The organism is Aliiroseovarius sp. PrR006, assembly GCF_010500215.1.
GTDB lineage: Bacteria > Pseudomonadota > Alphaproteobacteria > Rhodobacterales > Rhodobacteraceae > Aliiroseovarius.
Genome location: NZ_JAAGOY010000007.1, coordinates 295473 through 309206, shown reverse-complemented (window position 1 = coordinate 309206; position 13734 = coordinate 295473). Strand labels below are relative to the sequence as shown.

Annotated in this window: 12 protein-coding genes; 7 read left to right on the top strand and 5 right to left on the bottom strand. The window is 60.8% G+C overall.

The window, feature by feature from the left end; genetic code table 11:
* The first annotated feature begins 49 nt into the window (after positions 1–49).
* Positions 50–577 carry a hypothetical protein gene (locus G0Q00_RS10055; RefSeq protein WP_163038926.1) on the top strand — a complete coding sequence of 176 codons (528 nt, stop codon included), beginning with the start codon at positions 50–52 and terminating at the stop codon, positions 575–577.
* The gene (locus G0Q00_RS10050) at positions 577–1992 is read left to right on the top strand and encodes an exonuclease domain-containing protein (RefSeq protein ID WP_203564969.1); all 1416 of its coding nucleotides are present in this window, start codon (positions 577–579) and stop codon (positions 1990–1992) included. Before G0Q00_RS10055 ends, G0Q00_RS10050 begins: the two co-directional genes overlap by 1 nt.
* Before the next feature lie 9 nt (positions 1993–2001).
* Here the strand turns inward: G0Q00_RS10050 and G0Q00_RS10045 are convergent, their stop codons facing one another.
* Positions 2002–2769, bottom strand: a complete 768-nt coding sequence (locus G0Q00_RS10045; protein WP_163038924.1) for an amino acid ABC transporter permease — start codon at positions 2767–2769, stop codon at positions 2002–2004.
* A 10-nt stretch (positions 2770–2779) separates the two neighbouring features.
* Positions 2780–3481 carry an amino acid ABC transporter ATP-binding protein gene (locus G0Q00_RS10040; RefSeq protein WP_163040348.1) on the bottom strand — a complete coding sequence of 234 codons (702 nt, stop codon included), beginning with the start codon at positions 3479–3481 and terminating at the stop codon, positions 2780–2782.
* Between the two features lie 154 nt (positions 3482–3635).
* Between G0Q00_RS10040 and G0Q00_RS10035 the strand changes: the two genes are divergently transcribed.
* Positions 3636–4412 carry a transporter substrate-binding domain-containing protein gene (locus tag G0Q00_RS10035; RefSeq protein WP_163038922.1) on the top strand — a complete coding sequence of 259 codons (777 nt, stop codon included), beginning with the start codon at positions 3636–3638 and terminating at the stop codon, positions 4410–4412.
* Between the two features lie 48 nt (positions 4413–4460).
* Here G0Q00_RS10035 and G0Q00_RS10030 read toward each other — a convergent pair whose 3' ends face one another.
* A complete protein-coding gene (locus G0Q00_RS10030; RefSeq protein WP_163038920.1) occupies positions 4461–5576 on the bottom strand; it encodes a class I SAM-dependent RNA methyltransferase in 1116 nt (371 codons plus the stop codon).
* 51 nt (positions 5577–5627) lie between these two features.
* Entirely contained in the window at positions 5628–6230 is a 603-nt protein-coding gene (locus G0Q00_RS10025; protein ID WP_239058414.1) for a DUF1285 domain-containing protein, read from the bottom strand.
* A gap of 58 nt (positions 6231–6288) precedes the next feature.
* On the opposite strand from G0Q00_RS10025, the gene G0Q00_RS10020 reads away from it, so the two are divergent.
* The 4 genes from G0Q00_RS10020 to G0Q00_RS10005 are packed head-to-tail and all read left to right on the top strand — an operon-like array spanning position 6289 to position 13011.
* Positions 6289–7293, top strand: a complete 1005-nt coding sequence (locus G0Q00_RS10020) for a MoxR family ATPase (protein ID WP_163038918.1) — start codon at positions 6289–6291, stop codon at positions 7291–7293.
* Positions 7293–8159, top strand: coding sequence for a DUF58 domain-containing protein (locus G0Q00_RS10015; RefSeq protein WP_163038916.1), 867 nt, complete (start codon positions 7293–7295; stop codon positions 8157–8159). Before G0Q00_RS10020 ends, G0Q00_RS10015 begins: the two co-directional genes overlap by 1 nt.
* Positions 8156–10921 carry a DUF4159 domain-containing protein gene (locus tag G0Q00_RS10010; protein ID WP_163038914.1) on the top strand — a complete coding sequence of 922 codons (2766 nt, stop codon included), beginning with the start codon at positions 8156–8158 and terminating at the stop codon, positions 10919–10921. Before G0Q00_RS10015 ends, G0Q00_RS10010 begins: the two co-directional genes overlap by 4 nt.
* Positions 10918–13011, top strand: coding sequence for a hypothetical protein (locus tag G0Q00_RS10005; protein WP_163038912.1), 2094 nt, complete (start codon positions 10918–10920; stop codon positions 13009–13011). Before G0Q00_RS10010 ends, G0Q00_RS10005 begins: the two co-directional genes overlap by 4 nt.
* Here G0Q00_RS10005 and G0Q00_RS10000 read toward each other — a convergent pair.
* On the bottom strand, positions 13008–13706 hold the full coding sequence (locus tag G0Q00_RS10000; RefSeq protein WP_163038910.1) for a DUF599 domain-containing protein: 699 nt from the start codon (positions 13704–13706) through the stop codon (positions 13008–13010). The two genes, G0Q00_RS10005 and G0Q00_RS10000, sit on opposite strands and share 4 nt — an antisense overlap.
* Between the last annotated feature and the right edge of the window lie 28 nt (positions 13707–13734).

Sequence of the window (13734 nt, the reverse complement as noted above, 5' to 3'; positions counted from 1 at the left end):
GCAGGTCAAACAGGCCGAAATAGGCCAACACGGGTAGGGAGGAAACCGAATGTTCTTTGAGATGGTCGCCACACTGGTATCAGGCTTTGCAGGTGCAGGTGTGGTGCTGCTTCTGAACAAGATCAGCGGCGGGCGGTTGCCGAAATGGGCCATGCCTGTGGGTGCCGGTCTTGCCATGATCCTTACGACGATTGCCAACGAATATGCTTGGTATGACCGCACGCAAGAGACTCTTCCAGAGGGTATGGAAGTCATTCAAACGGTCGAAAACAAAGCGATTTATCGTCCGTGGACCTACGTGGCACCCTTTACCGAGCGGTTCATCGCCTTGGATGAACCGTCCCTGCGCACCCACGAGGCACACCCAGCAATGCGTCTTGTTGACGTTTATTTCTTTGGCCGCTGGTCCGCGCCGGAAAAGATGGTGATGCTCGCCGACTGCGATGCGGGAAAACGTGCCCCGCTGATCGATGGCGTGTCGTTTGATGCCAATGGTGAGATCAGCGGCATCGATTGGTTCGCGCCAGGTGAGGGGGATCCGCTGGTCACGGCAATCTGTAAACTCGAGGTGTCTTAATGCAAATTCTGACAAAGCTGTCGCTACGCTTTCGGATATTCCTGTTCTTTGCCTTCTTGGCGCTGGCCGCTGTGCTGCTGGTCATCGGCGCACTTCTGGTCGGTGCTGGTCGCGCTACGCCTGACGATGTGGCATCGGGGTTTGTCTTTGCGGGAGTTTTGTCCAGTTTTGGCATACTGGCATTGGTTGCCGGCGTGTGGTTCCTTTTTGACGAGAACGTTGCACGCCCCATCGAGCGTCTGGCATCTGGGCTAAGATCCAAGGCCCATGCAGGCGCTGGCGAAGTAGACATGCATAGCGCCCGTTTTCTGGGCGACTTGGCCCCTGCAGCGGAAGCCGTGTCCGAGCAGTTGATGAAATCGACAATGGATCAGGCCAGCATCGTCGCCGCGGAAACCCAACGCCTGTCTGACGACAAAGCCCGCCTGACGGCGCTGCTGTCTGAAATTCCGGTCGCCATGGTGTTGATCAACCCAGCCCACCAGATTGTGCTTTACGACAAACAGGCTGCCGCCGTTCTGTCGCAGGTCAGTCCCGCGCGCCTGAATGCCTCGATCTTTGACTACTTCCAAAAATCCCCGTTCATGGCAGCCTATAAGAAGATGATTTCGACTGGATTGGAGCAGAGCTTTACAGACCTGTCTGCCGCCAACGGGCTTGAGTTCGATGCGCGTCTGAAGCCGCTTGCGCCGGGCGAAGGTTATCTGCTGATGATTGACGATGCCCACGCCATCATTGCGCCGGACGAAGGCCGCCCGGTCGTGTTTGACTTCGACCTGATGGAAGGGCAGGCCACCGACGATCTGATGGAAATGCAGCTGCGCGACCTGACTTATGTGGTGTTCGACACGGAAACCACGGGACTTCTGCCGCACAAGGACGAGATCGTGCAAATCGGTGCCGTGCGGGTGGTGAACGAAAAGATCGTTCCCGGCGAGGTGGTCGATCAACTTGTCGATCCAGAAATGCCGATCCCGCTGGCCTCGACCAAGGTGCACCATGTGTCTGATTTGATGGTGGCCGGGAAACCGACCATTCGCGAGGCTGGGAAAAGCTTCCATGACTTCGCGCGCGGTGCAGTTCTGGTGGCCCACAATGCGCCGTTCGACATGGCGTTCCTACGCCGTCACGCGGATGATTGCGGGGTTGAATGGACCCATCCCATTCTGGATACCGTGCTGCTGTCAGCTGTCCTCTACGGCACGACCGAGGTGCACACGCTGGACGCGCTGTGCGACCGTCTGGGCGTGGTGATCCCGCCCGAGCTGCGCCACACCGCTTTGGGCGATGCCCAGGCCACCGCCGAAGTGCTGTGCAAGATGCTCGCCATGCTGCATTCCAAGGGAATCGAAACGCTGGGAGGCGCGATCGCCGAAGCTAAGAAGCACAAGCGGTTGCTGGAAGACTTGAATTAACGCAGGAGGTTAGCGGCTTTCGCCCGCCCCCATGCGCCGTTCCAGCCAGCGTACGCCAGCCGAGATGATCAGGACCAGCACCAGATACTCTAGGATCAACAACGTGTAGATCTCAAGCGGGCGGTATTCGGTCACCACCAGCTCGTTCGCGCGCCGGGTCAGTTCCTGCATCCCGATGACGGACGCAAAGGCCGACATTTTCACGATATAGATGAACTGGTTCGCCAGCGGCGGCAGGATGCGGCGCACCGCTTGCGGCAGGATGACGTATCGCATCGCCTTGGCACGGCTTAGCCCGATGGTCTGGGCGGCTTCAGCTTGCCCACGCGGAACAGCTTGGATGCCCGCGCGGAAGATTTCAGCCGTGAAGGCGCTGTCGGACAGGGCCAGTGTGATCACTGCACCCCAGAACGGATCGATCGAGATGCTGATCCCCATCCCGCGCATCACGACGGGCAGACCATAGAAGACCCAGAACAGCATCGGCAGAAGCGGGATCGCCCGGATGAACTCGACATAGATCCGATTGGGCAGACGCAGCCAGCGGTTTTGTGCGAAGGCGGGAAGCGCGACAAGAAGCCCGATGATGATCGAGGCCACTGCCGCCAGAACCGAGATCTGGATGGTCGAGGTGAAGCCCCGGATCAGGAAGCGGATGTTGGTCCAGCCATTGTCTGTTGTGGGGTCAATGACATACCAGCCCCATGTGCCGGATGTGGCCGAACAGGCGGTCAGCAGCAAAAGCGAAGACAGCAGGGCGATTGTTCGAAAAGTCATATCGGCCCCCTCAGTGTTTCAGGATCTTATCAAGGAAAAGTGCGAAACGTTCAGATTTCGGGGCCTTGAACGCCTGTTCAGGTGCGCCGATTTCAACGATTTCGCCGGCGTCCATAAACGCGATCCGATCCGCTACGCGCCGGGCAAAGCCCATTTCGTGCGTGACACAGATCATCGTCATCCCGTCGGCGGCCAAGTCCTCCATGACCTCTAGCACTTCGGCAATCATCTCGGGATCAAGCGCCGAGGTCGGCTCGTCAAACAGCATCAGCTTGGGTTCCATGCACAAGGCCCGCGCGATCGCGACCCGTTGCTGCTGTCCACCCGACAGTTGCGCAGGGCGTTTGTCGGCCTGTTCGGGGATGCGTACGCGGTCAAGATAGGCGCACGCGCGCTCCTCGGCCTCGGCCCGGGATAGGCCGAGCGCTTTCACCGGGCCAAGCGTTAGATTGTCCAGAACCGATAGGTGCGGGAATAGATTGAAGCTTTGAAAAACCATCCCAATGTCGCCAGGTCTCTGCGCATCCATCGTTCCGCCTTGTAGGTGGATATCGCCTTCCTGATGAGCCTCTAACCCGGCCAGCAACCGCACGACCGTCGACTTCCCCGACCCGGACGGGCCGCAAATGACCAGCTTCTCGCCAACCTCGACCGTCAGCGAAATATCCCGCAGCACCTGAAAGTCACCATACCACTTCGAAACGCCTGTCATCTGAACGGCGGTGTTGGGTTGTTTTTTGTTCTTCACTTGTTCCGCGCGCCGTTTTTTGTTCAACTGATCGTGACCGGTGATCCATTCCGTATACGATCACGTAATCTATATGGATGAAAACGAATATTTATAACCGCCAAAAGGACAACGTGTGATGAACTTTTTGAGAACTCTCGGAGCAGGGCTGCTGGCCTTGGCAACACTGACCGGAGCCGCCACGGCGCAATCCGCATTGAACGAGATCCTGTCAGGCGGCGTTCTAAAGGTGGGGACGACGGGCGATTGGAACCCCATGTCGGTGCGCGATCCGGCGACTGAAGGCTACAAGGGCTATGACATCGACGTCATGACCGAACTGGCGAACGACCTAGAGGTCAAGTTGGAGTTTGTGCCGACTGACTGGAAAACGCTGGTGAACGGCATCGTGGCCGGGAACTATCATATGACGGGGTCGGCCTCGATCTCGCCGTCGCGGATGAAGGTTGCTGGTTATTCGGATCCGTATATCTCGGTCCAGATTTTGCCGTTTACCACGTCTGATAAACTGGCGGGTTTTGGCGGCTGGGCGTCGATCAACAAGCCCGAGGTGAAAGTGGCGACCACGCTGGGCACCTCGTTTGAGGGCATGGTGAAAGAGTGGTTCCCGGACGCGGACATCAAGGTCGTTGAAGCGCCCGCGCGTGGCTATCAAGAGGTTCTATCGGGCCGTGCGGATGTGTTCATTACCTCGAACATTGAAGGGGCGACGCTGACGCAGAAATTCCCGCAAGTGACGGCCATTCCGGTCGAGGCTGCGCGCGCTCCGACTCCGATTGCGATGCTTTTACCGCAAGGCGATCAGGTCTGGATCAACTATGTGAACAGTTGGATCAAGCTGAAGCAGGAAAAGGGCTTCTTCGAGGCCACAGCTGCCAAGTGGGGCCTGAAGTAAACAGGCTTTCAGAAAACAGAAAAGGCCGGGTTTTTGCCCGGCTTTTTTTCATGGAAGTGGAGCCGTTTGATACAGCTTCACTTTGGTGCCCCCGTGATCGATCGGAGGTCCGGGGGGCAGGAACGGCAGGCCCGTCGCTTTTGCTAACCCACCATCCGAGGTGATGATGGCCACGCGCCACCCCTTGAACCGCTCCTGAAACACTTTGCCCATCGTGCCATAGAGCGCGAAGAGGAGTTTCTTGTTGCCGATCCGCCCGCCATAGGGCGGGTTCACGATGATCAGACCCGGCTTCGTGTCGGGGCGGGAAACGTCACTGATTGACACCTCGGTAAACTGACAGACTGCCGCGACGCCCGCGCTTTCGGCGTTTTTCCGGCTGTTGGCAATTGCACCGGCATTCCGGTCGGACCCGAAAAATCGAACATTCTGGGGCATGGCCGGGGCATCTGCGTCTTTCAAGCTTTGAAAGGCCTCAGCGTTAAAACTTGCAAGTTTTTCAAAGGCAAAACTGCGGTCACGGCCGGGAAGAAGCCCCGCAGCCATCTCGGCCGCTTCGATCAGAAAAGTACCCGATCCGCACATTGGGTCCAAAACGGGTTCTTCTCCGTCAAAGCCCGCGGCCCGCAAGAACAACGCGGCCAAGTTCTCGCGCATCGGAGCTTTGCCCGTCGCGGTTTTGTGGCCACGTTTGTGCAGGCTTTCGCCTGAGCTGTCCAAGCTGATGGTTACAAGATTGTCGTCGATCCGCACCTTGATGACCACTGCTGCGTCCTTGCTGATCGGTGCACCAAGTGTTTCCGAAATCGCACGTTCGACCCGTTGAGCGGCCCCTTTGTGGTGATAGATTTTCGAGCGCTTGCAGACGGCCTCGACCCGCACGGGGGTATCCGGGCGCAACACATCGGCCCACGGAAACTTGCGGGCGCGTTTATCAAGCTGCGCCATGTGGAAGGCCCGAAACTCGCCCAGCCGGACCAGTACACGGGTTGCACCACGCAAGGTCAGGTTTGCGCGCCAGATTTCGGACCAGTTGCCATGTGTGGTGACGCCGCCGGGGCTGACTTCGGGAGTGGGAAAGCCAGCGGCGCGGGCCTCGTCCGCCAAGACGGGCTCAAGACCCGGCGGGGCAACAAGGAAAATTTCGAGATCATCTGTATTCATGCGGCCTTCTACCCTATGCGCCTCAGGGCGGCGAGCGAAATGCGCAGACCGTCACCCAAGCTCGTCCGTCGGGATCAGTGGGAAGAATTGCCCGTCCGACCAGACACCAAACCAGCTTGCTCCCTCGTGCTCCTCGGCCACGCCCAGATCGATCAGGCGATAGAAGGTCTTGCGATCAATCAAGGCCTCAAGCCCGGCACGCACGTCAACATAGGGGCAGGGGGTTTCGAACGTGCAACCCAGCCTCAGGGGGTGATCGGGGCCTGCGGTCACACTGTCGCCCACATGGGTCGAGAAGGTCAGGCGCTGGTCGCGACCCTCGCCAGTCACGACCATATCAGTGGCTACAAAAGGCGCATCTTCGATCGTGATGCCCCATTTTTCGACCGGGGTGACAAGGAAATACTTCCCACCTTCACGCTTCAGGATCGAGGAGAACAACCGCACCAGACCTTCGCGCCGGATCTCGCCCCCTTCGTGAAACCACGTGCCGTCGCGGGCGATGCGGATGTCAATCTCGCCGCTATAGGCGGGGTTCCACAGGTGCACCGGAGGCAAGGTTTTCCCGGCCTCAGCCCCAATTGCTTTCGACACGGCATCGGCGTCAAACGCCCGCATTTCCGCCGATTTTCCAGAGCTTGGCGAATTTGTCATTTGGTCCCCATCTGAATCTGGCCTTTAATGTACTTAGTATTCACGCAAAGGAATTGCCATGCAGAACGAAGATCTTCTGAGCGATGTTGAAGCCCTTGGCGCAAAACTTACCAAAGCGCGCCATATGGTTGGCCGCCGGATCATGGGCCAGGATCAGGTGGTGGATCTGACGCTTGCAGCCATTCTGGCGGGTGGGCATGCGTTGCTGATCGGCTTGCCGGGGCTGGGCAAAACGCGGCTGGTCGAAACCCTTGGCACGGTCATGGGGCTGCATGACGGGCGCATTCAGTTCACACCGGACTTGATGCCGTCTGACATTTTGGGGGCCGAGGTTCTGGAAGAAAGCGACACGGGTGCGCGATCCTTCCGCTTCATCAAAGGCCCGGTATTCTGCGAGCTTTTGCTGGCAGACGAGATCAACCGCGCCAGCCCCCGCACCCAATCCGCGCTGCTTCAGGCGATGCAGGAGCACGAGGTCTCGGTCGCGGGGCATACCCATAACCTTGGTGAAGTGTTCCACGTGCTCGCGACGCAAAACCCGCTTGAGCAAGAGGGCACCTATCCGCTGCCCGAGGCGCAGTTGGACCGTTTTCTGGTGCAGATTGATGTGGACTATCCGGATCGCGATGCAGAGCGAGATATCCTGCTGGCCACCACGGGGACCGAGGATGCAACCGTTTCTTCCGTGTTCAGCCGGGCCGAGCTGATCGCCGCGCAAACGCTTCTGCGCCGGATGCCCGTGGGCGAAAGTGTGGTCGAGGCGATTTTGGATCTGGTCCGCGCCTGTCGTCCCGACGACCCCAGCGCGCCGCAGATCGTGCGCGACAATGTCAGCTGGGGGCCGGGGCCACGCGCCACGCAGGCCTTGATGTTGCTGGCGCGGGCGCGGGCGCTCTTGGATGGGCGCTTGGCACCCGGGATCGACGACATTCACGCGCTGGCGGCGCCGGTGCTTAGCCATCGGATGGCCTTGGGTTATGCCGCGCGGGCCGAGGGGCTGGTTCTGTCCGACGTGATTGGACAAACGGTGGCCTCTGTGCTGCAAGCCGAGGTCGCCGCGTGATGCCCGACAGCGCCCCTATCCAGCTTCGGTCCCGTGCCGAGGCTTTGGCGGCGCGCCTTCCGCCCCTTCTGGTGGCGGCGCAGCACTTAGCCCAGTCCGTCGAGTTAGGAGAGCATGGACGGAGACAATCCGGGCAGGGTGAGGCCTTCTGGCAATATCGCCGTGCGCAGCCGGGGGATCCGTCACACCGGATTGATTGGCGTCGTTCGGCGCGCTCCGACCGACACTATGTTCAGGAAAAGGAATGGCAAGCGGCGCATTCGGTTCAAATCTGGGTGGACCCGTCCGCGTCTCTGGCGTTTTCGTCCGACCCGAAGCTACCTGAAAAACGTGAACAGGCACAGATCATCGCTCTTGCTTTGGCGTCCTTGCTGCTGAGCGGCGGAGAACGTGTTGGTCTTCTGGGCAACGCGCTTGCACCGGGGCGTGGGCAACTGACCCTGTCGCGCATGGCGGATCAAATATTGCTGGCAGATGCGCCCTTGAAACATGCCTTTGCAGTACCCCGCGCGCGGCAGATGGTGTTTTCGGATTTCTTAGGGTCGCTTGATGCCACCCGCGACTTCCTACACGCCGCGCAGGGCCGGGGTCAGCGGGGCGTCCTGTTCCAAGTACTCGACCCGATGGAAGAGGCGTTCCCTTTTCACGGTCGCGTGCTGTTTCAGGATGTGGGTGGCGCGCTCAGCCATGACACGCGTGAAGCAGGAGATTTGCGAGACCGGTATCTGGACCGATTGGCGCAGCGCAAAGCCGAGCTTTCCGAGATCGCAAAACGTGCGGGCTGGCGGTTTCACAGTTATCACACGCAAGATCCGGCAAGCGCGGCGCTCTTGTGGTTGTGGAACGGGATCGGAGGGCCAAGGTGAGCTTATTCGGCATAGGCTTCACCGCGCCTCTGCTCTTGCTGGGGCTTATCGCGCTGCCGGTGATTTGGTGGCTTCTGCGTGCCGTGCCGCCTGCGCCGCGTAAACAGGTTTTCCCAGCGGTCACATTGCTTTTGGGGTTGGAAGACAAGACCGCTCAGGCGGATCGCACGCCATGGTGGCTTCTATTTTTGCGACTTTTGGCGGTGGCCGCGATGATCATCGGATTTGCGGGTCCGGTTCTGAATTCGGGGGACTCACTAAACAGAACTGGGCGACTTCTAATCTTTGTGGATGACTACTGGCAAGCCGCGTCGGACTGGTCCCAGCGAATGCAGGTGATCGACGCCCGGCTTGAGAAAGCACAGGCGGCTGCGCGCCCGGTTTCCGTTGTTATGGCGAGTTCTGTGGGGCAGGAGGATGTCGATCAGGTCACCGTGTGGCAGACGGCAGACGCGTGGATGACCGCGCTTCCGGGGCAGTCTCCGGTGGCGTGGGATGTCCCTTATGCGGTCACAAGGGACTGGGCACAGGCGCAGGGATCTGCGGATGTGTTGTGGATTTCGGATGGCGTCAAGCGAGCGGGACGAAGTGGTCTAATTTCATTTTTCGAACAAATGGGCGCGTTGGAGGTGTTAGAGCCTCCCGCGGCCCGGTTTGGCCTTCTCCCTGCCACATTGGATGGCGGTGATCTGGTGTTGTCGGTGCTGTCCACCGGCCCCGCCCCTGCAACTGAACTGACGGTTGAGGCCCTTGGACCGGACCCGGAGGGAATTGAACGCGTGTTGCTTTCAGCCCCGGTCGCGTTCGACAGCGGGGCCAATCGGACCGAGCTGCGGTTGACCGTCCCAAGCGAACTCCGTAATCGGATCGACCGCATGCAGATCGCGGATCATCGGGCCGCCGGGGCCGTCACCCTAGCTGATGACAGCCTGCGCCGCCGTCGGGTCGCTCTGCTGAACACAGTGGGCGAGCGTGAAGGGCTGGAACTGCTGTCGCCGCTGCACTACCTGCGCGAGGCGCTGGTGACGACCGCTGAAACCATCGAGCTGCCCGCGCTGTCCGAGCTGATCAAGGCGGGTCCTGATGTGATCATCCTACCCGATGTGGCCAGCTTTTCGGATGCGGATCGCGCGGCTTTGAACGATTGGGTCACGGACGGCGGGCTTTTGCTGCGGTTCGCGGGTCCACAACTGGCGTCTTCAGATCTAGGGCATGGAGAGGAGGACACGCTGCTGCCCGTGCGCCTGCGTGCTGGTGGCCGTGTGGTTGGTGGCGCGATGAGCTGGGGTGATCCGCGCGCCTTGGCGCCGTTCGCAGAAGACTCGCCGTTCTTTGGGCTTCCCGTGCCCGATGATGTGCAGATCGAGGCACAGATCCTCGCCCAGCCCGGGCCGGATCTGGCGGACCGCACCATCGCCACGCTGTCTGACGGCACCCCCATCGTTACCCGCCGGGCGCTGGGCGCGGGGCAGGTGGTGTTATTCCATGTCTCGGCCAATGCTGAATGGTCGTCGCTGCCGTTCTCGGGGCTGTTCGTGCAGATGCTGGAGCGGCTGGCGGTATCGTCTCAGGGCAGCGTGCGCGACGGCGCGGCGCTGAAGGGGACAACATGGGTTGCCATTCATGTGCTAGACGGGTTCGGCCAGCTGTCGCCGCAAGATGCGGTTGCGGGTGTGCCGGGGCCGAAACTGGCGGATCCCGCCGGGCCTGATCTTCCGCCGGGGCTTTATGCGGATGGGGACCGGGTGCAGGCGGTGAATGTGCTGCGCGCAGACAGCGTGCTTACGCGTGCTGACTGGCCCGCAAATCTGACGCCCAGTTGGCAGGTCGAAAAGACCCAGCAGGCGTTCGGTCCTTGGTTGCTGGCATTGGCGCTGGTGTTGGGCGCGCTGGACATCCTGCTGACGCTTTGGCTGGCGGGACGGCTGTTGCCGAGCGCGCGACGGGTAGCGACGGGTGTGGCTGCGGGTCTCGTCCTGCTCTCCACGTCGCAGTTTTCTGAAGCCCAGACAGACACGCCCCCCAGTGTCTTGGACGCCGCCAGCATCGTTACGCTTGCTCACGTGAAAAGCGGAGATCCCGCCGTCGATCAGATTGCCCGCGCAGGTCTTTTGGGCCTGTCGGATCAACTGTTCCTGCGCACCTCGGTCGAGCCCGCGCGACCCGTGGGCGTGGACGTCGAAGTCGATGACCTGTCCGTCTATCCGCTGCTCTATTGGCCCCTAACGGACACCACGCCCATCCCCAGCCCTGACGCGATCCTGCGCCTGAAACGCTATCTGGCGGCGGGCGGGCTGATCCTGTTTGACACGCGCGATGCGGCGACTGGGGGCAACTCGCCCGCCAGTCGTCGCCTGCGCGCGGTGGCCTTGCCGTTGAACCTGCCGCTTCTGGATCAGGTGCCGCATGACCACGTTCTGACCCGCAGCTTTTACCTGCTGCAAGAGTTTCCCGGCCGCAGCCGAGGCCCCGTCTGGGCCGAGGCGCCTCCCCTCAATGCCGAACGCGCCGAAGGGATGCCGTTTCGCAATTTGAACGACGGTGTGACGCCGGTGGTTGTCGGTGGAAATGACTGGGCAAGCGCCTGGGCTATTCGCGAGGATGGGCGCCCGATGTTTCCGGTGGGCCGTGGGCAGGCGGGGGAACGGCAGCGCGAAATGGCCGTGCGGTTTGGGGTCAATCTGGTGATGCATGTGCTGACCGGAAACTACAAATCAGACCAGGTCCACGTGCCTGCGCTTTTGCAAAGGTTGGGTGAATGAGTGTGCTGTCGCTTCAGTTCGCGCCCGGCCTGCCGTGGTTATTGATTGCCCTGTTGGCGGCGCTGGCGACCGTGTCGCTTGCCGTGGCCCTGTGGCGTGGGCTGTCCGGTTGGGCGTTGCGTGCGGTGGCTGCTCTGGTGCTTCTGGCGGCGCTCTGCGGCCCGTCGCTTCAGCAAGAGGAACGCGATCCGCTGACGGATATCTTGTTGGTGCTTGAGGATGACAGCCCCTCGCAATCCTTGTCAGACCGCCCCGCGCAGAACCGACTGGCACGTGAAGATGTGCTGGCACAGATCGCCGCCCGACCGTCGCTCGACGCGGTGTGGCGCCGTCTGTCCGAGTTTGGCCCCGAAGGCGAGGTCGAGGGGACGCGCATGATGACCGCCCTGAAAAAGGCGATGGCCGAGCTTCCCGCGAACCGGCTGGCAGGGGTGGTGCTGATCACGGATGGCGTCGTGCATGATCTGCAGAACGCGCCCGGACTGCCTGTGCCCGTGCATGCGATGATCTCGGGCCGTGTGTCGGATTGGGACCGGCGGGTCAGCGTCACCGAGGCGCCGGCCTTTGCCATTCTGGGCGAGCAGATCGAGCTGCGCCTGAAGATCGAGACACTTGGCAACACTCCCAGCGGACTGCCCCCTGCCTTCCTGTCCGTCTCTCATGATGGCACGCCCCTTGCGGATATCCCGGTGACAGACGGCGCAGACATGGTGATGTCGCTGACGCTGGAACATGCGGGGCGAAACCTGATCCATGTGACGCTTCCGGTGGAAGAGGGCGAGCTGACGGGGCGCAACAACGAGGTGGTGATCGAGCTGAACGGCGTGCGGGATCGCCTGCAGGTGCTGTTGATCTCGGGCACGCCGCATCCGGGGACGCGGACGTGGCGCAACCTGCTGAAGTCGGACAGCGCGGTGGATCTGGTGCATTTCACCATTCTGCGCCCGCCTGAGAAACAGGATGGCGTGCCGGTCAGTGAACTCAGCCTAATCGCGTTTCCGACGCAAGAGCTGTTCATCGATAAGATCGACGAATTCGATCTGATCATCTTCGATCGGTATCAATTGCGCGGCATTCTGCCCGGTGGGTACCTGGCGAGTGTGCGTGACTATGTGAAGCGGGGCGGCGCTGTGCTGATCGCGGCAGGGCCATCGCTTGCCAGCGCTGACAGCATTGCGCGTACCGGGCTTGCTGACATTCTGCCCGCCACCCCGACGGGCCGTTTGTTCGAGGAGCCATATAAGCCCGTCGTCACCGATGACGGTCAGCGTCACCCGGTGACCCGCGCGTTGTCGCAACATGCGCCGGATGGGGGCTGGGGGCCATGGATGCGCCATGTCGAGGTCGTTCCCATGCGGGGCCATGTCATCCTGTCCGCAGAAGATGACGCACCGCTGTTGATGGTTGATCGCAGTGACGAAGGGCGCGTGGCGCTTCTGGCGTCAGATCATGCGTGGCTTTGGGCGCGGGGGCATCAGGGCGGCGGACCTCAGTTGGAATTGTTGCGCCGCCTCGCCCATTGGCTGATGCGCGAACCCGAGCTGGAAGAAGAAGCGCTTTCGGCAGTAGCAACGGATGAAGGTCTTTTGATCCGGCGCAATACGATGCTGACCGAACTGCCCGAGGTGACTGTCACTGCCCCGGGCGGAGCGCGCATTCCGGTATTTCTGTCTCAAGGCGCCCCGGGCGTGTTTGAAGCGCAGTTTACAACGGAGGCAACGGGGCTTTTCCATGTGGAGCAGGGCGAGCTTTCAACGGTTGTGGTCCGTGGGGCAGCAACGTCGGTCGAGTTCAGCAATCCTTTGGCGCGCGGTGATTTGTTAAAGCCCGTGCTGGCGGCAAGCCGCGGGGCCGCGTTGCGGATTGAAGATGGCTTGCCCAGTTTGCGGTCCGTGCGTGCGGGACAACCTGCATCGGGGCGTGGATGGCTGGGATATACCCCGCGCGAGGCTTATGTCACCACGGCAATCCATTTGCGTCCGTTGGCGCCGCCGTGGGCCATGCTGTTTTTGGCCGCGTTTGCTTTGGTGTTTGCTTGGCTTTGGGAAGGTCGCCGAGGTGCTGCGCGATGGGGCGAGCCTGCAAACTAGACGTCAGGCTTCATCAGCACCGCGCGGGATTGCGATGAAAACTCGCGCCGCCACAGGACCGCGAATGTGAAAAGTGTCGCGACGATCAGGCTGACTGGTCCAATGAGCCATGCCAACGCCGCCATCGAGAAATAGACCGAACGTAGACCCCGGTTGAAACTACGCGCCGCAGTGATGTTGATCTCGCCAGCCTTTCGCGCGCGGGGCAGGGCGGTTGGGTCGGTTTCGTCGTTGGGCACCGACGCCATGACCACTGCGCAATACCCAAAAAGCCGGTGCGACCAGACAAATTTCAGAAACGCATTGGCTAGAAACAGGATGACCAGAAGGATTTTGACCTCCCATACCAATTCTGGTGCGCTGGTTTGGGTCAGGTCGTGGGCAACTCCGCGTAACCGCTCGGTATTGCCAAGCAGGGCCAGCCCGCCGCCTGTGGCGATCATTGTGGCCGAGGCGAAGAAGCTTGCCCCTTGTCGCAAGCTGGACAGGATTGCGCTGTCAAAAATGCGTGGTTGGCGCGTGACGAACTGTACCATCCAGTCGCGCCGATACTGGGCCACAATCTTTGACACGGATTGTTTTTCACCTGTGGCGCTTTCAATGCGCCACCCGATTGCGACCCAAGCCAATAGGATCAAAGCAACAGCGCCCAGATCAAGCATCGAAAATAATGAGAAACGCTCTGCAAGGGTCATGTCTCACGCATAAGCGTTTCCTTGCTGT

Coding starts and splice junctions, on each gene's coding strand:
- G0Q00_RS10055 (WP_163038926.1), top strand. CDS start 50: ATGTTCTTTGAGATGGTCGCCACACTGGTATCAGGCTTTGCAGGTGCA.
- G0Q00_RS10050 (WP_203564969.1), top strand. CDS start 577: ATGCAAATTCTGACAAAGCTGTCGCTACGCTTTCGGATATTCCTGTTC.
- G0Q00_RS10045 (WP_163038924.1), bottom strand. CDS start 2,769: ATGACTTTTCGAACAATCGCCCTGCTGTCTTCGCTTTTGCTGCTGACC.
- G0Q00_RS10040 (WP_163040348.1), bottom strand. CDS start 3,481: ATGACAGGCGTTTCGAAGTGGTATGGTGACTTTCAGGTGCTGCGGGAT.
- G0Q00_RS10035 (WP_163038922.1), top strand. CDS start 3,636: ATGAACTTTTTGAGAACTCTCGGAGCAGGGCTGCTGGCCTTGGCAACA.
- G0Q00_RS10030 (WP_163038920.1), bottom strand. CDS start 5,576: ATGAATACAGATGATCTCGAAATTTTCCTTGTTGCCCCGCCGGGTCTT.
- G0Q00_RS10025 (WP_239058414.1), bottom strand. CDS start 6,230: ATGACAAATTCGCCAAGCTCTGGAAAATCGGCGGAAATGCGGGCGTTT.
- G0Q00_RS10020 (WP_163038918.1), top strand. CDS start 6,289: ATGCAGAACGAAGATCTTCTGAGCGATGTTGAAGCCCTTGGCGCAAAA.
- G0Q00_RS10015 (WP_163038916.1), top strand. CDS start 7,293: ATGCCCGACAGCGCCCCTATCCAGCTTCGGTCCCGTGCCGAGGCTTTG.
- G0Q00_RS10005 (WP_163038912.1), top strand. CDS start 10,918: ATGAGTGTGCTGTCGCTTCAGTTCGCGCCCGGCCTGCCGTGGTTATTG.
- G0Q00_RS10000 (WP_163038910.1), bottom strand. CDS start 13,706: ATGACCCTTGCAGAGCGTTTCTCATTATTTTCGATGCTTGATCTGGGC.